The following is a 19240-nucleotide window of genomic DNA, read 5'->3' on the forward strand; positions in this document are numbered from 1 at the left end:
CCGGCGTGTCGCGTCGCGGAGGTGCCCGGCGGAGACGCCGACGCCCCCGTCCGGCGGGTGCGGACGGGGGCGTCGGGTGACGGCGTGGGGCCGGGCGTTCAGGACGCCTTGAGGCCGCTGATGATGGTGTCGATGTCCGCCTGGTTCTTCCAGCTGTCGGGGACGGACAGGTAGAGCCCGGCGGGGCGGGAGCCGGGGCGGTCGACGAGGATGATGATGGCCCGCTCCTGCCTGAAGTTCCAGCCTTCGGCCTGCGCCTGCGGGAACTTGATGAGGACCTCGTGGTACCACGCCTTCTTCCCGCTGACGCTGTGCGCGCGCGAGACCGTCTGCGCCGCCTCGTTCGCCGGGTAGAAGTCGGGCTTGACGCTGTCGAACCACCGCTTGGCGGCGGCCTCCAGGTCGGCGCCCGCGCCGCCCTCGTAGGGCACGGTGGCGGGCAGGACGGCGGCGTAGACCGAGGCCACGTAGTCGCCGACGCCGTTGTAGGCCTGCTGGACGACGGCGGTCTGGCCGGTGCTCAGGCCGTGCGCGTCGTCGCCGGTGCCGTTGGTGGGGACCGACCAGTCGCCGCCGAGCCTCGGCCAGGAGAGTCCGGACGTGCTGTCGTTGATCGTCCCGACGACGGGTGAGGACGTGCCGGCGGGGGCGCTGGCGCTCGGCGTCGGCTGGTTGGGACGGGCGACGGTGCCCTTCGGGTCGTCGTCTGACAGCACCGCGACGAGCACGAGGACGAGCACGACGACGACAACGAGGACGCCGCCGCCGACGAGGGCCAGGAGGACGCCCTTGTTGTTCTGTCGGGGCACGCCGGGAGTGCCGGGGGGACCGGGAAGGCCGGGTTGTCCGGGGCCCTGCCAGGGGGGAGGTGTTCCGGGGTTGCCGGAGGGCGGCTGCCAGGGGGCCGGGGTCCCGGACGGCTGCCATGGCGGGGGAGTGGAAGGTCCGGTCGGCTGGGTGGCCTGCGTCCACTGGGTGCCGTCGAACCAGCGTTGCAGACCGGGAGCCCCGTACGGGTCGGGGTACCAGCCTGGCGGAGTCTGGCCGTTCATGGCGCAGACCCTATGGCATAAGAGTCACAAAGGTGTCAAACACCGCCTGCCGCCTCCAGCCGCCGGGGCGCGCGCCGCGCGGTGAGGACGCCGAGCTGCTCGGTGCTCAGCCGGGGCCTGGGCAGTTCGGCGGGGAACGTGTCGGGTCCGGTGAGTTTGCGGACGTCGATGCCGCCGGGGCTGGGCCGTCCCGCGCCCGGCACCTGGGAGTGGCCGAAGTGCCCTCCGCTCGCCCAGGTGCGGCGGCCGTGCGCGGGCTCGTAGGCGGCCGGGACGGCCAGGGGCGGCCCGGCGGGCCAGCGGCGGTGCACGCCCCAGGCGTCGAGCCAGGCGAGCAGCCGGTCGAGCGCGAGCAGCGGGCCGTGCGTGAACGGTGTCCGTGCCGTGCCGACGACGGCGATCTGGAGGCAGGCCCGGCCCTCGCGGCCGACGTCGCCGCCGAGCAGGAGCGCCGCGCGGGTGGCGGGCAGGAGCTGGACGAGCTCGCCGCGCACGGGGTTCCAGACCACGTGCGCGGCGGCGCCGGAGGCGGCGAGCACCTGCGCCGCCGACCGCGCCGAGACGGTGTCCGGGTCGTTCTCGCTGGTGCTCCAGACGGCACGCGGCGCGCCGCCCTTCAGCGCCCCTCCGTCCGCGCCGGTGTGTACCCTCCCGGCGCCGGGTATCCAGGCTTCGACCACATCTCCCCCTATCCGCGACGCCTGCCCGTGACGTCGCGTCTGGCTGATTAAGCGAAACATGCCCATGACTACGGCAATAGTCCAGTCAGGCATTACCCGTGCGGAAAGTCCCCCACACGGCGAGAAAGTGCTCACTGTGGCGGGGCCGCTGGCCGCTGCCGGACCGAGCTGCGTTCTAATAGGACGTCATGAGCCTCGAACCCGTACCCGGCCTCGACCTCCCCCGTCTCACGCGCTGGCTCGCCGAGACGCTGCCCGACGCGGGCGAGCCCACCGGCGCCGCGCTCATCGCGGGCGGCCGGTCCAACCTGACCTACCGCGTCGACTTCGCGGACCGCTCCGTCGCGCTGCGCCGCCCGCCGCTCGGGCACGTGCTGCCCACCGCGCACGACATGGTCCGTGAGCACCGCGTCCTGTCCGCGCTCGACGCCGCGGGCGGCGTGCCCGTGCCGCGCCCGCTCGGCCTGTGCACCGACAAGGACGTCCTCGGCGCCGACTTCTACGTCATGGACTGGGTGGACGGGACGATCCTGCGCACGCTGGAGGACGCCGAGCGGCTGGAGCCCGGACAGGCCGCCGTGATCTCCGACCGGCTCGCCGAGGCGTTCGCGGCCATCCACACCCTCGACGTGGCCGAAGCCGGACTCGGCGACTTCGGCCGTCCCGAGGGCTACATGGCGCGTCAGCTCAAGCGCTGGGGCCAGCAGTGGGAGCGCTCGAACACAAGGGAGCTGCCCGCCTACGACAGGCTCGTGGCGCGGCTGGAGGCCGGGCTGCCGGACAACCCGCGCAGCAGCCTCGTGCACGGCGACTTCAGGCTGGACAACGCGCTCGTGCGGCTGAAGCCCGAGCCCACGATCGCCGCCGTCGTCGACTGGGAGATGTCCACGCTCGGCGACCCGCTCGCCGACCTGGGGCTCACCCTCGTCTACTGGGCGGAGCCGGGCGAACCGCAACTGCCCGTGGGCTCGACCATCACCGCGGCGCCCGGGTTCCCCACCCGGGCCGCCTTCACCGAGCGGTACGCGGAACTCACCGGCTTCGACGTAAGCGGCCTCGACTACTACGTCGCGTTCGGCTGCTTCAAGCTGGCCGTCATCCTTGAGGGCATCCACGCGCGCTTCGTGCAGGGCAAGACCGTCGGTGAAGGGTTCGACCTCATAGGCGAGGCAGTGCCCATCCTGCTGGAACGCGCGCACGAGACGCTGCGCTGACGACCGTCCTGGCGTCGTCCCCGTCGTCGCCGGGCGGCGGCGGGTCGGGGGCGGGCGGCGGTGCCACCGGCGGGCAGTCCCAGGTGATGGTGCTGGTGCCCGCCGGGCTGAAGTCGATGACGACCTCGCCCTCCACACAAGGCTCCTCGCGCGTGACGGTGAACGTGACGAGCCTCGTCGCCCCGGCCGTGAGCAGCCCCGAGCCGCCCCCCGCCACCGGCCCGTACCCCTGCGCCGACCACCTGACGGGCCCGCCCCTCGCCGCGATGGTGATGGAGCACTGGGCGGCCTGAGGGCCGATCGCACAACCGTTGCCGACGACGAGCTGGCCCGTCTTGGGCGCCGTCTGGGTGGGCTTGGGCGTCTGCGTGGGCGTGGAGGTGGACGCGCTGGGCGTCGCGGTAGGCGTCTCGGTCTCCTCCGACGGGCTGGCGCTCGGCGTCTTCGTCTTCGTCGGACGCTCCGTAGGCTCCTCGTCCAAGGCGTCGTCCGCGCTCTCCGACGGGCTGGCGGGCGCGACGGTCTCGGCGGCCTGCGGGCTCGGATCACCCGACCCGACCGCGAACAGGCCCGCGATCAGCGCGCCGACCGCGGCGGCCCCGACCAGCGGCCACACGTACGCCGGGACGCCGTCGGGCTTCTCCTTGCGCCGCGGCGCGCGGTCCACCGTCGTCCGGTCCGTGACGGGCGCGCGGTGCCCCTGCCGTCCGTCGCCCTCCACCGGCCACCCGCTCGCGGCGAACGGCATCGCACGACGGGCGATCGCCGCCCGCTCGGCGTTCATCTCCGGGTCGAGCCCGCTCGCGAGGATCCGCGACTGGAGCGTCTCGGGGGCCATCGCGATCGGCAGCACCGAAAGCAGCCTGCTGAGTCTGATCCGGTCGTGCCCGACGAGCTCGGAGACCGCCTCGGCGAGGTCGTCACGCGAACCCTCGGCCAGCGCGGCGGCCTCGTCCAGCGGGATGGCCAGCACCCCGGCCAGCTCGGTGTCGGTGAGCCCGTGCCGGACGGTCAGGTCGACCGCCTCGCGCTGGCGCCCCGAGAGCCGGTTCAGCGCCCCGTGGGCCAGCAGCCTGGCGTCCTGGTGGCGCTGCTGCTCCTCGTAGGACGCGAAGTGGTCCGGCGCCTCGGCCGCGGGACGCCGCCGGGTGGGCCGGTCGGGGCCGCGCAGGATGCGCTGGCACTCGCGCCGGGCGAGCGCGTACAGCCAGCCGCGCAGACGGTCGGTCGAGGGTAGCTGCTCGATGTGCGCCTCGGCGGCGAGGAGCGTGTCGTGCACGACGCGTGACGCGAACGGCTCGTCCCGCAGGATCGCGTGACAGTAGTCGAAGAGCTGCGGGCCGTACCGGTCGTAGACGAGCGTGAGCGCGTCCGTGGAGCGGTTGCGCAGCGCCTTGACGAGGTCGTGGTCCTCGCGCGGGTTGTCGGGCACATGCTCGTGCTGACCCTGCCATGCGGTCAACTCGGGACCTCCAGCGCGGAGTCGGGTGTAGGGATCCGACAGGAAGGACGGCTCGCACTGTGTCACGGTTGACAGTGGTACGTCCATTATCTGTCGGAGAAATTCCGATCTTGCGTGCCGAGGGGGGCGCGGTCGCCGGTGACCGTGCCCCCCTCGTCGTCAGGGCCGTGCCGCGGTCAGCAGGTGGTCTGCTCGCCCGCGCACATGCGCTTCGCCAGCGCCTTCAGGAAGATCTGCTGGATCTCCGACGCGCTCTTCGGGATGTAGGCGTCACCGCCGGTGATGCCGGTGATCTGGTTCATGATCTTCAGCTGCTCCTTGCCGGAGCCGATGCTGATCATGATGAACTGGACGGGCTTGCGCTCGTCGACCTCGCTCCTCAGCGTCTTCAGCAGCTGCGGGAGCGTGATGCCGCCGTGCGGGTCGTCGTTGCCCAGGCCGTCGGTGAACAGCACGATCGAGTTGATGCGGCCCGGCTGGTGCGTCTTCTTCATGTACCGGTAGGACGCCAGGACGGTGTCGTACAGGCCGGTGTTGTTCGCCGGCATCGCCTTGGTGGTGAGCAGGCTCTGCTTGAGCCGCTCCAGCTGCGTCACCGAACCGAACCGCTTGTTCAGCGGCGCGACCGGCACGATCTCCTTCCAGTCCTGCTTGCCTTCGAGCAGGTCCGCGAAGACCCAGGTGCCGATCTGGCTGTCCGGCGGGAACTGGGTGAGGCCCTGCGCGGCGATCTGCAGGATGACCTGCATGCGGGTGGCGCCGTTGCCGCCGGGGACCGGCTGGTTCATCGTGCCGGAGATGTCGAGGACCGACAGCATCCGGATCGCCAGCGACAGCTTCGACCAGTCCTGGGTGATCTTGTAGATCTCCTTCGGCCCGGCCAGCGGCAGCTTCTCGATCCGGCCGGGGGAAAGGCCGATGTCCTGGGTGAAGGTCGTCGGCGCCTTACGGTCCGGCGTACGGAAGCCGAGAGCCGCGTAGTTCTTCTGCGCCTCGGGGGCGGCCAGCGTCTTCGCGAGCTCCTGCGCGGCCTCCGCCTTCTTGGAGTCCGTCGTGGTGATGGCGACGGGGTAGTCGAGGCTCACCATGCCCTCGTTCGGGTAGATGCCTACGGCCGGAACCTTCGGCTTGCCCGTGTTGTGCTGGTAGACCGCGTACTCAGGGGCGATGAGCAGCGGGAACTGCCCGCGCGCGTTCTGCCGGAAGTTCTTGAACAGCGCCTCGGTGCTGGGCACCGTGTGGCTGCGGATCGTCTGCGCGACCCCGGTGAAGATGGTGTCGGCGGCCTTGTCGCTGGCCAGCAGGGTGCGCAGCATCGAGATGGCGGACATGCCGGTGCCGGTGTTCACCGGGTCGGGCACCCGCATGTCGAGCAGCTCGGCCGGGATCAGCTGGTTCTTGGTGACGCCGCCGCCCCGCACGCCGCCCGCCGCCTGGAGCAGGTTGTCCCAGGACGGGTTGTCGATGATCCCTTCCTTGGCGAGCTGCACGGCGAGCGTCTGCGGCACCGCCACGATGACCGGCGAGGTGGCCACCGACGACGTCGTGGGCGTCACCAGCTTGGGGTCGGCGGCCTGGACGAGGCCGACCCACAGGGACGAGTCCGGGATCCACACGTCGGGGCGGTCGGTCTGGCCGCCGGAGACACCCTCGCCGGTGAGCACCGTGCGCACCGCGTTCGGTTCCGTCGCCACGATCTCGGCCGTGTAGCAGACGCCGCCGAAGTCCTTGCCCGCGTCGGTGAACGCCTGCGCCGCCTTCTCCACGCCCGGGGCGATCTCCTTGGCCACGGCGACCGTCAGGGTGGTGCGGTCGCCGGCGCAGCCGCCGGCCTTCTCGTTGAACGCCCACACCGCGACGCCGAGCAGCATCGCGAGGCCGACCGCGCCGGCGAGCGGCCCGATCAGCGCGCTCTTCTTGCGCTTGCGGCCGCCGTGCTCGCCCGAGCCGAAGCCGTAGTCGCTGCTTCCGCCGCCGTTGGACGCGCCGGGGGAGGGCTCACCCGGGCCGGTCGGGAACGGTCGGTCGTAGGCGCTGCCCGTGACGGGCGCGCCGTAGTAGGAGCCCTCGGCGGAGTTCTGGGGGTAGGAGCCGCTGCCCGGTGCGCCGGGGCCGCCCGCCCCGTTGGCTCCGTAGGCGGCGCCGGACGTGCCCGCGCCGTAGCGGTCCTGCGACCAGGCGGAGTCGCCGGGGCGCGGCGGCGGCCCCGCGGAAAGACCGTGCGACGAGGAGGAACCGCCCGTCCGAGGGCTGAACCAGTCGGCGCTGTCAGGGGAGGGGTACTCCGAGGAGGAGCCGTATCCACCCTCGCCCGGGAGGTCTCCGGGGGGACGAGTCATGGTGCTCTCCGGGTTCTGTCATCGGGGGCCCTGCCTGGTCATGAGGGCGCCGGGCGTCGGTCGGAGGCACTGTAGCGTTATCACCCATCGGTTACAAAGGGCTGCAAACAGGCGATCTATCGGTACAAGCGCGCGTGTCCTGATTTATTTGCATTACCAAGCAGTAACTTGAGCGGTGTTCGAGGTACGGTGCGCGACCGCATCCCTACCCTGCGCCGAGTTAGCGGTCTCTCGCCCCGTGGTGACAACTCCCTTCCGCCTCCGTTCGTTGGGGTTGTCGTGGACACTGAATCCGTGACCGAAACGTTGCCCGGACGCGGGACCCGACGCCGCATCGCCTGGGCCCTCACCGCGCTCTGGGGCGCCTGGGCGGTGGCCCGCGTCGCCGGCGCCGACCGGATACCGGTCCTCGACGGTTTTGGACTTCCGTTGATGGCCCTCACCCCCTTCGTCGCCGCCGCGTCCGCCGTCCCCGTCGGGCTCGCGCTGCTCGTGCGCGACCGGTGGGCGGCGCTCACCGCCGCCGGGGTCGCCGTGGTGTTCGCCGCCGTGACGCTGCCGCGCGCCGTCGCCGCCACCCCGCCCGACGCCACCGGGCCCCGGCTCACGGTGCTCACCGCGAACCTCATGTTCGGCCGCGCGGACGCCGCCGAGATCGTCGACCTCGTCGCCGCGCACCGGGTGGACGTGCTCAGCGTCCAGGAGTTCACCTACGACGCGCAGGCCGCCTTCCGGGAGAACGGACTGCAGGACCACCTGCCCTACGAGGTGCTCGCCGCTGAATGGGGCGCGGAGGGATCCGGCCTGTACTCGCGCTACCCGCTGACGGCCCTACCGGCCATCCCGGAGACGACACTCCACCAGCCGCGTGCCTCCCTGACCGTCTCGGGGCGGGCGGTGCACGTGACAGCCGTCCATCCGCTTCCGCCGATCAGCCCTTCCGGGGTTTCGGACTGGCGACGCACCTACGCGGCGTTCCCGTCCGGCGATGGCGGGGCGATCCAGGTGCTTGCCGGGGACTTCAACGGGAGCCTGGACCACGCACGGTTCCGGGGCCTGCTCGCGCGGGGGTACACCGATGCCGCCGACGCGCGCGGAGCCGGGTTCACCCCCACCTGGGGCGTGACGATGATGGGGCCGCCGCTCACCCTCGACCACGTGCTGGTGACGTCGTCGGTGGCGGTCCGGTCCTACGCGGTGCACGCCGTCTCGGGCAGCGACCACCGGGCGGTGCTCGCCGAGTTGCAGTTGCCCTGATCGTCCCGGGCGGGCCCGTCGACCTGGGAGAATGCCGCGCATGGCGGAAATCCTCCACGTCCCCGACGCCGACGACCCCCGGCTCGCCGACTACGTGCGCCTCACCGACGGCCAGTTGCGCAAGAGCCTGGAGACGTCGCAGGGCCTGTTCATCGCCGAGGGCGCGAAGGTCATCCGCCGTGCCGTCGAGACGGGCCATCCGGTCCGCTCCGTCATGATGACCGAAAAGTGGCTTCCCTCCCTGGCCGACCTGTTGGCGACCCTCTCCTGCCCCGTCTACCTCGTCTCCGACGCCGTCGCCGAGTCCCTCACCGGCTTCGCCGTCCACCGAGGCGCCCTAGCCTCCCTCTCCCGCCTCCCCCTCCCCACCCTCCACTCCGCCCTCACCCCTCACATCCCTGAACAGCCCACTTCCGAGCCCAAACGCGTCCTGATCTTGGAAGATCTGACGAATCACACGAACGTCGGGGCCATTTTCAGGTGCGCCGCGGCTCTGGGCGTTGATCTCATCGTCCTGAGCCCCCGTTGTGCCGACCCCCTCTATAGAAGGTCGGTGAAGGTGTCGATGGGGGCCGTGTTCGCCGTGCCGTATGTGCGCATGACCGACTGGCACCACGACCTCTCGGTGATCCGCACCGCCGGCTTCCGCCTCCTCGCCCTCACCCCGGACCAGTCCGCCGTCCCCTTCGACAAAGCCGAGATGGGCCCCAAGGTCGCCCTCCTCCTGGGCTCCGAAGGCGACGGCCTGTCCCCCCACTGGATCAAGGAAGCCGACCAGGCCGTCACCATCCCCATGAGCGCGTCAGCGATGGCCCAGGGCGTCGACTCCCTCAACGTCGTCGCCGCCACCGCCATCGCCTGCCACACCCTCGTCACCCACTAATCCCCCGCCAAACGAGCCGGCGCGATCTCTCCTAGCGGAAAATGGGCCGGTCGGTAATCGACGGACCCCATGGACGAGGTCGTCGAACGGCGATCCAGGTGATTCTTCTCCCGCCTGGATTCCGCGCGTCCGGCAAAAGCCTTCAGGCGGTGGTGGCGGTTCGGTCCCTGGTCAGAGGCGGCGGCACTGGTCTTCCTTGTTGCCCTTGACGCGGTTCGCACCACCGTGCGGTCTGGGGCTGTTGGCCTTGCACTGGAGGTTGCCGTCGACCCGGTTGGAACTGACCTGTTGGCGGGCGCGGTTGTTGAAGAGTTGGATGTCGCCGTTCACGGTCGTGCGAACAAGAACGGCCTGGCGCCCCCGCACCAACTGGATACTCCCGTCAACATAGGAGCGACTGTTCTTACGCGGCCGAACGTCCACCCGCTTGTGCCCCGCCGCCTGGATGTTGCCGTTGACACGGATGCCCCGCGCCACCAGCGTCGCGTTCTTCCGAACCTTCACGTTCCCATCGACCCGAGTCCCAACAAGACGGCACGTGGCCCCCTTCGGAACGTTGACGTCACCGTCGATCGACCGAACCCCGATCGTCCCCCGACACGTCACATCATCACCGGCGGACGCCCCCGCCCCCCCAACAAGCGAAGCAACGAACACCAGGGGCAACAGAACCACGGATTTCCTCATGCCCCCGACCCTCCCGACCCCCCATGAGCCACCAGTGAGCCCCCCATGAGGAACCCCTCATGCGCGCAGGGTGCGCCGTCGGCTTTGTCGGGAAAAGAACGGTAAAGTCACTGAGGGTGACATATTGGGTGCGGTGGGTGGGTATGACGGGGGTATGGCGAAGAACACTCCGATGGACAAGGGCGGGGCTCACCGGACGCAGTCGGGGGCCGCGCGGGACACCGACAGCAGGGCCAAGGCTCAGCAGCAGCAGCAGAGGGGGCAGCAGACGCCCGCTGACAAGGCCGCGCAGCAGAACCGGCGGGACCAGCAGCAGCAGCGTTCCGGCAAGGACAGGGACCCGAACAAGGCGCGCGACCAGTACGACGAGCGCGACCCGCACTCGGGTGAGTCCGAGGAACGCCGGCCCATGATGTGATCAAGGAGTGAGGCCCCGCCGCGACCCCGGGTCGTGGCGGGGCCTTTCCCGTGCTCAGGGGTGGGGAACCGCGGCGTCCGCGGGCACAGGCGTCGGGACGGGCTCGGGAGGCGGCGTGGGAGAGGGAAGCCGCTCACGCCAACGAGAGGCGAGCCGCGTGCCCGCGACGTAAGCCAAGCACGTGTAGACGATGGCGCACAGGACGTCGAAGACGTAGTGCTCGCCCAGGTAGACGACGCCCAGCCACATGGACGCCGGGTAGAGGCCCGCCCACCAGACGCGGCGCAGGCCGAAGCTGCGTACCAGGAAGAAGAAGATGAGCAGCGGGAACGCCGAGTGCAGGGACGGCACGGCGGCCACCAGGTTGGGTGACAGCTTGCTGTAGAGCGTGTCCGGGCTGTCGATGCCGACGGCCGTCCAGATGTCGTAGGAGACCCGGTGCAGCGGCTCGATGTAGCCGTACTGGGACGACATCCAAGGCGGGGCCGCCGGGAAGAGCACGTAGGTGAGGAACGCCGCGAACGACAGTAGGGCGAGGCTCGTCAGGTAGCCCCAGTACAGCCGCCCCCGGCGCTTCCACAGGAAGAGCGCCAGCGCGACGGGCGCCACGAAGTGGGCTGTGTACAGGACGTAGAAGTAGTAGTCGTACCACTGCACGTGCCCGTCCCACAGGAGGTCCTGGAGGTGGTGGGTGGGCAGCCGTCCGGCTCCGAGCCACTCGTCGAACCGTGCCATCGGCAGGTAGTGCACGTTCGGGTTGATGTCGTCCGCGACGCCGCTGGCCACCGAGTACAGGGCGAACAGCGCGATGAACGGGACGAGGTGCCGGGTGAAGGCGCGGAACTGGCCCAGGCCCGCGCACACGAGCAGCACCAGCATCAGCATGGTGTCCGGCGGCCAGACGGTGTAGTGCGACACGGCAAGCGTCAGGATCAGGAGGATCAGGACGTACCGGATGACCGGCCTGCCCATCCCGGCGCCTTGGCTACGTGAACGCATTGGGAAATGCTATGGGCGAAGTGGTTATGGTCGTGTTTCGGGTCGGTGTGCTCAGCGTGCGAACCTGCCCCGTCCCGGTCTGCGGTGGGCGCCCCGCGCGACGGCCGGGGTACGGCGCGCGCGGGCGAACAGCAGGCCGACGACGGCGAACAGCACACCGAGCCACACCGCCTGCGCGCGCACCAGCGAGGTGAGGACGGGGTCGGCCGAGGTGTCCGGACGGATCGTGGACACCGACATCGTGTACGGCTGCCGCGTCGTCGAGTCCAGGACCTGCGGGAAGCCCTCCGTCGGGTCGGCCGGAGGCAGCGCGCCGGGGGGTGCGCCACCCGCGTCGGCCGGAGGGACGAACGGCGTGACGGTGACCGGAGGCACGACGGCCGGGGGCACCACGGGCGGCGGGGTGGACGGCGGCTGGCTCGGCGTCGGCGTCGGCGTGGACGAGGGCGTCGCCGGTGCGCTCGGCGAAGGCGACGCCTTCGGGGCGACCGTCAGCAGGTGGACGACCGTGCGGTCGGCGGCGCCCGTCGCGCTCGCCGTCGTGGTGAGCCTGACCTGGCCTGCGGCGGCCGTCGCCGGCACGGTGAGCCGGACCGGCACGAAGTCGCCCGCCGCCGTCACGTCGCCGAGGTTGCACGCGCCGGCGGCGAGCGTGCAGGTGGGCGACAGCTCGACGCCGCCGGTCGCGCTGAGCGCGAGCCGCGCCGCGCGCGCGACGGCCTCGGTGGCGTACACGTGGACGGTCGCGGTGACCTGGTCGCCGGGCGCCAGCGTCGCCTGCGGGAGCGTCAGCGCGATGTAGAGGACCGGAGGGGCGGCCGGGGGCTCCTGGGTCGGCTCGTCGTCGGTCGGGGCCGCGGTGGGCGTCTCAGCGCCGTCGTCGTCGCCCGGCGCCTTGGAGGTGCTGGTCGGGCTCGGTGACGCGCTCGTGCCCGTCGTGGGCGACGGGGCGGCCGTCGGATCCGGGGGGTCGTCCGCGACGGCCGGGGTCGCCGTCAGGACGAGCGCCGCCGTCGCCAGTGCAGTGCCGAACCGGGATGTCGGGCGCACGACTCCGCGACCTCCATATCAAGAGCTCTCCACCCATCGCCGACATCGAACCACGAGCCGGCATCTCGAATCTATCGGATGCCCGGATCTTTCCAAACCCAGAATTAAGTCCTAAATAAACTCTTCGTGGAGATCCTCGACCTCTGCCCGAGGTGCCCAGGTCTGCCAGACGCCGTGGTCGATGCGGTCAAGACCGAGCCGCTCCGCCACCGTCGCGCGGCCGCCCGTGTACTCCACGCGCAGCCACGTCTCGTGCTCACCGACGACGATGAAACGCTCGCCACGCCACCGGCAGGCCGTCCGCACATAGCGGAGCTGCTCCAACTCCGCCACGGGCACGCTCCTACGGTGCCGCCCGGGACGCGTCTCCACAAAGCCGTCGGCTGGCTGCGTCGTGTACAGCCGTACCTCGCCGTTCACCGAAGGGCTCGCCTCGTACTCCGAGCCCTTCCACACGGCGACGTAGCCGTCCCGGATCACCGTGCCTCCTCCTCGCCCCGCGGCCTCGTCCACGCGAGCACGTCGGCGTCATAGACGGCGACGAGCCTGGCGGATCCGTCCGCGCCGAGCAAGTGGAGCTCCGTACCCGACGGGAGCCTTGCGCTGTCGGCCTTGTACTCGCGGATGGTCCCGGCCGAGCCTGCGGCGAACCCGTCCCCGGTGAAAGGCGCGTGCTCGACCACCCAGCCCGCGTCTCCCCAGGACGTGAGGTCGTCCTCGGTACGTCCCCCGAAGGGCACCCGGTACAGGTCCTCGCAGTAGGCGGGCCACCGAAGGACGTGCACGGACTCGTCCGACGGGCTGAAAGGAGAGCCCGCGTACAGCAGGCCGAGAGCCTCGTACAGCTGGACCGGCGTCGCCAGGCCCGCGCAGTCCGCGAGCGGATGGACGAAGCCTCCGACACGGTCGTAGCTCTGGTCCAGGTACCAGCCGACCTGCGCGTGCGGAAGGACCTTCTGCATCATCGTCGTCTGCGGGCCGCCTGAGGGCTCAGCCTCGCGCGGCGCCGCCACGGGCTCCTCGGGGGCCTGCGCCGTCGTCGTCTGCTGGGGCGGCTCAGGCTCGTCGCCGTGTAGCCCGACCGACACCGCCCACGCGTGCAACTCGCGTACCTGCGGGCCCGTCAGCGACGCGCCTATCCGGCTGCCGGGGTTGAGGTGCAGCGTCCAGTCCGGGCGCCTCCAGTGCGCGATGAGGTCGGTGAACCTGACCACGACGCACCGCGCCTCCCCGACCGTCTCCTGCAGCCTCGGGAGCGACGTGAAGACGCGCACGGACGCGCCTGGGCCCGGCGGCGTCGAGGACAGGGCGGCGCTCCAGTCGAAGTCCGGATGCTCCGGCGCGAGCTCCTGCGCGGTGTCCGGGACCGGCACGAGCACCTCGGCGGAGAGCGTCACCCGCAGGAAGTCGTCGGTGTCCCCGGCGAGGACCGCCTCGTCCAGGTCCTTGTCGACGCGGTTGCCCGGCTCGAACGACACGGGCACCGGCCGTGGCTCCTCGACCGGCGGCCTGGTCGTCGCGCGCAGGCCGTCACCGGGGACGGTCAGCGCGATCGGCGTGCCGGGGTCGAGCACCAGCGACCAGCCGCGTTCCGGCCAGTTCGCCGCGAGATCCCGGAAATCGGGCATGACGAACCGGGCCTGCCCGACCGACTCGTGCATCCAGCGCGGCGACGTGAACGCGAGGATCGCCGGCTCGCCCTTCACCGGGACGGGACGCCACGGGAAGTCCGGATCGCCCGGCCGCGCGCCCCACGGCGTGTCCGGATCGGCGGGGATCATCACCTGCGCGGATGACAGCAGGGCGAGCAAAGCATCCGTGTCGCCTTGCGCGGCCGCGTCACGCATCCGCTCCTCAAGCTCGTTCTGCGGCGTGAACCCTTCGGCCCGCCCGTTGGCCTCGTCCACGACGGCGGAGACGAGCGGCAGTTGCGCGCCCGCCAACGTCGCCGAGACGGGGGTGCCGGGGTTGACGGCCAGCGTCCACGCCGCGTCAGGCCAGTGCCGGACCACGAGCGCGAACGGAGCCCGCACGAAGTCGACCTGGCCGATGACGTCCTGGAGCCGCTCGGGCGAGGTGAAGGCCGGCACCGCAGGGGTGCCCGCGATATCGCCCGGCACCCAGGGGAAGTCCGGCCTACTGGGCCGCGCCCCTGGATCCGTGCCGGCCGGGACGGGCAGCAGCAACTCCGCTCCCGCCAACGCGAGCACGACCGACTCCTCGTCGGCGGCCCGCAACAACTCCGTCTCCACCGGATTCGCGGGCTGGAAGCGCACCCGCGGCGGAGGCCCGTCCGGATCCACCGGAGCCATGTCCACCAGGGTCTCCTCAACCCCGGGCACCCCCCGCCCGGCGTCACGCGCCCCTCCCGCCCCTTCCACCGGAGCGACCGGCACCCCCTGCGCACCCCCGGCGGCATACAAGCCCCCGGCCGCGTCCTCCGCCCCGGAGCCCAACGAACCACTCGCCGAGTCTCCCAGGCCAAGCCCGCGCTGGCCGCCCGCCGAGTCCGCAAGCCCACCCTGGCCAGCCCCAGCCACCCGGGCTACACCAAACGAACCACTCGCTGAGTCCTCCGGTCCGCCCTGCCCGGCCCCTGCCGCCCGCACGACGTCATGCTGGCCGCCCACCGAGTCCACGGGACCGCCAGGCACACCACCCTGCCCGAGCCCAGCCTGGGCAGCACCGTACGCCGCGCTCGCCGCGTCCCCAGGACCGCCCGGCACGCCCTGTCCGGCCTCTGCCGCCTGCCCGATGCCCTGTCGGGCGTCGACCGCGCCGGGGCCGTACGGACCGCTCGTCGAGTCCGCTGGAGCGACAGGTGCCCCGCCCTGTTCAGGTCCAGGCACCTGGGCAGCTCCGTAAGGCGTGCTCGCCAAGTCCGCCGGAGTGCCGAGCGCACCCTGAGCAGGCCCCCCTGCCTGCGTGGGACCGTCCGGACCGCTTACCTGTTCTGCGGTGCCCTGGCCAAGCCCCGCCCCCTGCCCGAACCCGTGTAGAGCACTCGCCGTGTCAGTCCCGTACTGGGTGCTCGCCGAGTCCACGGGAGCGATAGCCGCGCCGTCCTGGTCGAGTCCAGGCGTCTGGGCAGCGCTGTACGGGGTGCCTGTCACGTCGCCGGGAGCACCTGCCGCGCCCTGGCCGGGTCCACGTGTCTGTGTGGGTCCGTGCTGGCCGCTCGCCGGGTCTGTGGTGTTTTGGACGGGCTCGGCTGCCAGTCCGAATCTGTGTCGGGTGTCTGCTGTGTCGGCTCCGTGCTGGGTGCTCGCCGAGTCCACGGGAGCGATAGCCGCGCCACCGTGGTCGAGTCCAGCCGTCTGGCCAGCGCCGTACGGGGTGCCCGTCACGTCGCCAGGAGCACCTGGCGCGCCCTGGCCGGGTCCACGTGTCTGTGTGGGTCCGTGCTGGCCGCTCGCCGGGTCTGTGGTGTTTTGGACGGGCTCGGCCGCTAGTCCGAATCTGTGTCGGGTGTCCGCTGTGTCGGCCCCGTGCTGGGTGCTCGCCGAGTCCACGGGAGCGATAGCCGCGCCGTCCTGGTCGAGCCCAGGCGTCTGGCCAGCGCTGTACGGGGTACCCGTCACGTCGCCGGGAGCACCTGGCGCGCCCTGTCCAGGCCCGGCCGCGCGCGTGGTGTCGTGCCGACTACTCGCGCGATCCTCGGCGCCGTGGCCAGGCCCGGTCGCCTGGCCGAATCCCTGACAGGCGCCCGCCGAATCGCCGATGCCCCGTCCGGCCTCCGCTGCCTGTCCGAAGCCGCGCTGGCCGCTCGCCGCGTCCCCAGGACCGCCTGGTGTGCCCTGTCCGGTCTCGGCGGCCTGCCCGATGCCAGGTCGGGTGTCGACCGCGCCGGGGCCGTACGGACCGCTCGCCGAGTCCGCCGGAGCGACAGGTGCCCCGCCCTGTTCAGGTCCAGGCGCTTGGGCAGCTCCGTAAGGCGTGCTCGCCAAGTCCGCCGGAGTGCCGAGCGCACCCTGAGCAGGTCCCCCTGCCTGCGTGGGGTCGTGCGGACCGCTTATCTGTTCTGCGGTGCCCTGGCCGAGCCCTGCCCCCTGTCCGAACCCGTGTCGAGCACTTGCGGTGTCGGGCCCGTACTGGGTGTTCGCCGAGTCTGCGGGAGTGATGGGCGCGCCACTGTGGTCGGGTCCAGGCGGCTGGCCAGCGCCGTATGGGCTGGGGGCGCCTGGTGTGCCCTGGGCGGGTTCGGTGGCGTGTGTGGGGCTGTGCTGGGCGCTCGCTGAATCTCCGGTGCCTTGGCTGGGCTCTGCGGCGTGGCCGAAGCCGTGTTGGCCGTTCGTCGGGTCTGTGGGTGCGCTCGGTACGACGTGCTGGGTGGGCCCGGATGTGTGGGCGGCGCTGTGCGGGGCGCTTGGCGCTTCGCTAGGGGCGCCTGGTGTGCCCTGGCTGGTCTCGGTGGTCTGGCCGAAGCCGGGACGGGCGTTCGCCGTGTCGGGGTCGTGCGGGCCGCTTGCCGAGTGCGCGGGGACGATAGGTGTGCCGCTGTGGCCGGGGCCGGTCGCCTGGGCAGCGCTGTGCAGCGCGCTGGTCGAGTCTGCGGGAGCGCCTGGCGCGCCCTGGGAGGGTCTGTCGGTGTGCGGGCCGCTCACCGGTTCTGCGGGGCCCTGGCCGGGCCCCGCCGCCTGCCTGATGCCGTGTCGGGCGTTGGCGGTGTCGGGGCCGTGCTGGGTGCTCGCCGAGTCTGCGGGAGTGACGGGCGCGTCACCCTGGTCGAGTCCGGGCGTGTGGGCAGCGCCGTACGGGTAGCCCGCCGCGTCGCTAGGGGCGCCTGGTGTGCCCTGGGCGGGTCCGGTGGTGTGCGTGGGGCCGTGCTGGCCGTTCGTCGGGTCTGTGGGTGCGCTCGGTACGACGTGCTGGGTGGGCCCGGATGTGTGGGTGGCGCTGTACGGGGTGGTTGGCGCGTCGCTAGGGGCGCCGGGTGTGCCTTGGCCGGGTGCGGCGGTGTGGCCGAGTCCGTGTCGGGTGTCCGGTGTGTCGGGGGTGTGCTGGGTGCTTGCGGAGTCAGCGGGGGTGATAGGCGCGCTGTCGTGGCCGGGGGCGGTGGGAGCGCTCGGCGAGGCGCTCAGGCCGGGCACGGACGGGTGGGGTCCGGCTGTTGGGACCTGGCCGTGGGGGGCGCTGACCGGGGCTCCGGGTGCGCCTGGCGCGCCTTGGCCGGGTCCGAGCGGCTGTGCGGGACCGTGCGGGCCTGCCGAGTCCGGGGGCGTGCCCTGGCCGAGTTCAGGCGGCTGTGCGGGCGCGGGCGTGGCGCTCGGCGAGTCGGTGGGAGCGGCTGGCACACCAGCCTGGCCGGGCCCGGAGATCAGGGCGGCGCCGTACCGGCTCGCGGGATCCGCGGGAGCGACCGGCGCGGGGCCATACGGGGCGCTCGGTGGGTCTGTGGGGGCTTGGTCGGGTTCGGTCGGCTGGGTGGAGCTGTGGCGGGGGCGCGGTGGGTTTGGGCCGTGCTGGGGCCACGCCGGGTTTGTGGGTGTGGGTGGTGTGCTTTGGGCTGGGTTCGTCGGGTCGGGGCGGGGGGTGTCCAGGAGGGTGGAGTTCGGGTCGTCGGTGAGTTTGGCGGACAGTTCGGCCTGGGCGGCGCGTAGGTCGTCGAGGCTTGGGAGGCCGTTGACGACGACGTCCTCGGGGCGGTCCGCGCCGGCGACGGGCAGGTCGGTGGTCGGCGCGCCGTCGCGTCGGGTTCCGTCGGGGACGGGGCGCGCGTAGCGGGGGGCGTCGCCGTCTCGGACGAGGGGCGCCCATTCGTCGCCGTGCGGGCCCGGCACCACGCCGTTGACGCGGCCGTGCCTGCCGGTCGTCTCCTGGCCGTCGCCGAAACTCTCGCTCGCGTGGGCGCCGGGCCTCCGTGGCAGGCCCTCCGGCACGTCGCTGTCAGGCGGTTCGGAGTCCTCGGCGCCGTGCCAGGACTCGTGCCGTCCGCCGCGCCCGTGCGCGGCCTGCCCACCGGAAGGCGCGCCGCCGTCACCGAACGCCCCGCCGAAGCCGCCTACCGGACCGTCCCCGGCGGCCGTCCCGAAGCCCTGCGGCCCTGCGACGCCAGCGGGAGCCCCGCCCTCGCCGCCGGGCGCACCGAAGCCGTGCGGTGCGCTCGGGCCCTCGGACGTGGGCGGGCCGGTGACGCCCGCCGGAGTGCCTCCGTGCGTCAGCCCGAAGCCTCCGCCGGGCACGCCGAAGCCTTCCGGTCCGCGGTAGCCCTGCGGTGTGTTCGTGTCGTCAGCGGACGGGTCGCCTGCTGGGGCCGCGCTCTGGGGGAGGGCGGGGGAGCCGTGGGGGGTGAAGCCGCTGCCGTCGGTGGGGGCGTGGGGTGTGCCGTTGATGGTGTGGGTGGGGAGCGTGAACGGGGTGGTGGAGGTGTGGGGGAAGACGCCCGGTGCGTTGGTGGTGGGGGAGGGGAGGGGGGCCGGGTCGCCGGGGGCTGCGGAGGCGGCGCCTGCGATGGCGCCCAGGACGTCCTGGACGTGGTCGGAGGGGGAGGTGTGTGGGAAGACGCCGTCAGGGGACGGGGGTATGGGTGGGGTGCCGGAGGTGGGCGTGGAGGGGTCGGCGATGCCGAAGCCGGGGGGGACGGTGCCCGGGGGCGGGACGCCCGGGAGGCCGTTGGACGGGGAAGGAAGGCTTCGGGGTTGGGGCGAGGGGGGCAGGGCCCGGGTGGGACCGAGGACGAAGGGTCGGGGGTCGCCTTCGGTGAGCTGGCGCAGCAGCCAGGACGGGAGGAGCGCCTGGATGGCCAGTCCCGCGTCGACGGCGAGCCACCAGCGGGCCTCCGGCCAGGCGGCGGCGACGTCGGTGAGCTTCAGCCGCAGATGGTGGCGGAACGCCGGGCCGAGCCGGGCGCGCATCGCCTCCGGCGAGGTGTAGACGAGCACGTGGGTGCGGTCGTCGAGCTCCTGGGTCGGCCAGGTCGGCTGGACCGCCTCGGCGAGCACGTGCCCCGCCGTCTCGGGGGCGAGCGGGACGACCACCTCGGCGTCGGCGAGCAGCCGGAAGTAGCGCTCAGGGTCGCCGAGCGCACCGGCCAGGAGCCTTTCCAGCTCGGTCGCGGGCTGCCATTCGTCGGCCACGTTATGCAACTCCTCAGACGTCCTGCGGACCCCCTTACGCTACCGGAGTGAGCACCGCTCATTCCGCCCGTCGCGGGGGCTCGGAGCCCGTCGCGGCGACCTCTTCCAGGCGCGTCGCGGCCG

Annotated in this window: 13 protein-coding genes; 4 read left to right on the forward strand and 9 right to left on the reverse strand. The window is 72.3% G+C overall.

The annotated features are described in order from the left end of the window. Window positions 1–98: 98 nt before the first annotated feature. Entirely contained in the window at window positions 99–1052 is a 954-nt protein-coding gene (locus tag LO762_RS26695) for a DUF2510 domain-containing protein (RefSeq protein WP_230618784.1), read from the reverse strand. 35 nt (window positions 1053–1087) lie between these two features. Next, window positions 1088–1732, reverse strand: a complete 645-nt coding sequence (locus tag LO762_RS26700; protein WP_230618785.1) for a hypothetical protein — start codon at window positions 1730–1732, stop codon at window positions 1088–1090. 188 nt (window positions 1733–1920) lie between these two features. On the opposite strand from LO762_RS26700, the gene LO762_RS26705 reads away from it, so the two are divergent. Continuing rightward, complete coding sequence (locus tag LO762_RS26705) at window positions 1921–2946, forward strand: phosphotransferase family protein (protein ID WP_230618786.1); 1026 nt, start codon at window positions 1921–1923, stop codon at window positions 2944–2946. Here the strand turns inward: LO762_RS26705 and LO762_RS26710 are convergent. Both LO762_RS26710 and LO762_RS26715 read right to left on the reverse strand, forming a co-directional pair. Further along, complete coding sequence (locus tag LO762_RS26710; protein WP_230618787.1) at window positions 2891–4408, reverse strand: sigma-70 family RNA polymerase sigma factor; 1518 nt, start codon at window positions 4406–4408, stop codon at window positions 2891–2893. The two genes, LO762_RS26705 and LO762_RS26710, sit on opposite strands and share 56 nt — an antisense overlap. A gap of 176 nt (window positions 4409–4584) precedes the next feature. Next, on the reverse strand, window positions 4585–6747 hold the full coding sequence (locus LO762_RS26715; protein WP_230618788.1) for a substrate-binding and VWA domain-containing protein: 2163 nt from the start codon (window positions 6745–6747) through the stop codon (window positions 4585–4587). Between the two features lie 294 nt (window positions 6748–7041). Here LO762_RS26715 and LO762_RS26720 point away from each other — a divergent pair, with 294 nt between their 5' ends. Together LO762_RS26720 and LO762_RS26725 are read left to right on the forward strand one after the other, a co-directional pair. After that, complete coding sequence (locus LO762_RS26720) at window positions 7042–8004, forward strand: endonuclease/exonuclease/phosphatase family protein (RefSeq protein WP_230618789.1); 963 nt, start codon at window positions 7042–7044, stop codon at window positions 8002–8004. 40 nt (window positions 8005–8044) lie between these two features. After that, window positions 8045–8887 carry an RNA methyltransferase gene (locus LO762_RS26725; RefSeq protein ID WP_230618790.1) on the forward strand — a complete coding sequence of 281 codons (843 nt, stop codon included), beginning with the start codon at window positions 8045–8047 and terminating at the stop codon, window positions 8885–8887. 171 nt (window positions 8888–9058) lie between these two features. Here the strand turns inward: LO762_RS26725 and LO762_RS26730 are convergent, their stop codons facing one another. Beyond that, on the reverse strand, window positions 9059–9391 hold the full coding sequence (locus tag LO762_RS26730) for a hypothetical protein (protein ID WP_230618791.1): 333 nt from the start codon (window positions 9389–9391) through the stop codon (window positions 9059–9061). A gap of 337 nt (window positions 9392–9728) precedes the next feature. Here LO762_RS26730 and LO762_RS26735 point away from each other — a divergent pair, with 337 nt between their 5' ends. Further along, on the forward strand, window positions 9729–9992 hold the full coding sequence (locus LO762_RS26735; protein ID WP_230618792.1) for a hypothetical protein: 264 nt from the start codon (window positions 9729–9731) through the stop codon (window positions 9990–9992). A gap of 54 nt (window positions 9993–10046) precedes the next feature. On the opposite strand, the gene LO762_RS26740 is transcribed toward LO762_RS26735, so the two are convergent. From LO762_RS26740 to LO762_RS33725, 4 genes are all read right to left on the reverse strand, one after another. Next, window positions 10047–10991, reverse strand: coding sequence for a phosphatase PAP2 family protein (locus tag LO762_RS26740; RefSeq protein ID WP_230618793.1), 945 nt, complete (start codon window positions 10989–10991; stop codon window positions 10047–10049). 51 nt (window positions 10992–11042) lie between these two features. Further along, on the reverse strand, window positions 11043–12041 hold the full coding sequence (locus LO762_RS26745; RefSeq protein ID WP_230618794.1) for a hypothetical protein: 999 nt from the start codon (window positions 12039–12041) through the stop codon (window positions 11043–11045). 111 nt (window positions 12042–12152) lie between these two features. Continuing rightward, the gene (locus tag LO762_RS26750; RefSeq protein ID WP_230618795.1) at window positions 12153–12521 is read right to left on the reverse strand and encodes a hypothetical protein; all 369 of its coding nucleotides are present in this window, start codon (window positions 12519–12521) and stop codon (window positions 12153–12155) included. Beyond that, window positions 12518–19117 carry an SseB family protein gene (locus tag LO762_RS33725; RefSeq protein WP_308104616.1) on the reverse strand — a complete coding sequence of 2200 codons (6600 nt, stop codon included), beginning with the start codon at window positions 19115–19117 and terminating at the stop codon, window positions 12518–12520. The genes LO762_RS26750 and LO762_RS33725 overlap by 4 nt, the downstream gene beginning before the upstream one ends. Window positions 19118–19240 lie beyond the last annotated feature (123 nt).

Source organism: Actinocorallia sp. API 0066, assembly GCF_020991275.1.
GTDB lineage: Bacteria > Actinomycetota > Actinomycetes > Streptosporangiales > Streptosporangiaceae > Actinocorallia.

What these genes read in the sequence shown, in the direction of transcription:
- LO762_RS26725 (WP_230618790.1), top strand. Translation starts at nt 8,045, where the DNA reads ATGGCGGAAATCCTCCACGTCCCCGACGCCGACGACCCCCGGCTCGCC.
- LO762_RS26695 (WP_230618784.1), bottom strand. Translation starts at nt 1,052, where the DNA reads ATGAACGGCCAGACTCCGCCAGGCTGGTACCCCGACCCGTACGGGGCT.
- LO762_RS26705 (WP_230618786.1), top strand. Translation starts at nt 1,921, where the DNA reads ATGAGCCTCGAACCCGTACCCGGCCTCGACCTCCCCCGTCTCACGCGC.
- LO762_RS26715 (WP_230618788.1), bottom strand. Translation starts at nt 6,747, where the DNA reads ATGACTCGTCCCCCCGGAGACCTCCCGGGCGAGGGTGGATACGGCTCC.
- LO762_RS26735 (WP_230618792.1), top strand. Translation starts at nt 9,729, where the DNA reads ATGGCGAAGAACACTCCGATGGACAAGGGCGGGGCTCACCGGACGCAG.
- LO762_RS26740 (WP_230618793.1), bottom strand. Translation starts at nt 10,991, where the DNA reads ATGCGTTCACGTAGCCAAGGCGCCGGGATGGGCAGGCCGGTCATCCGG.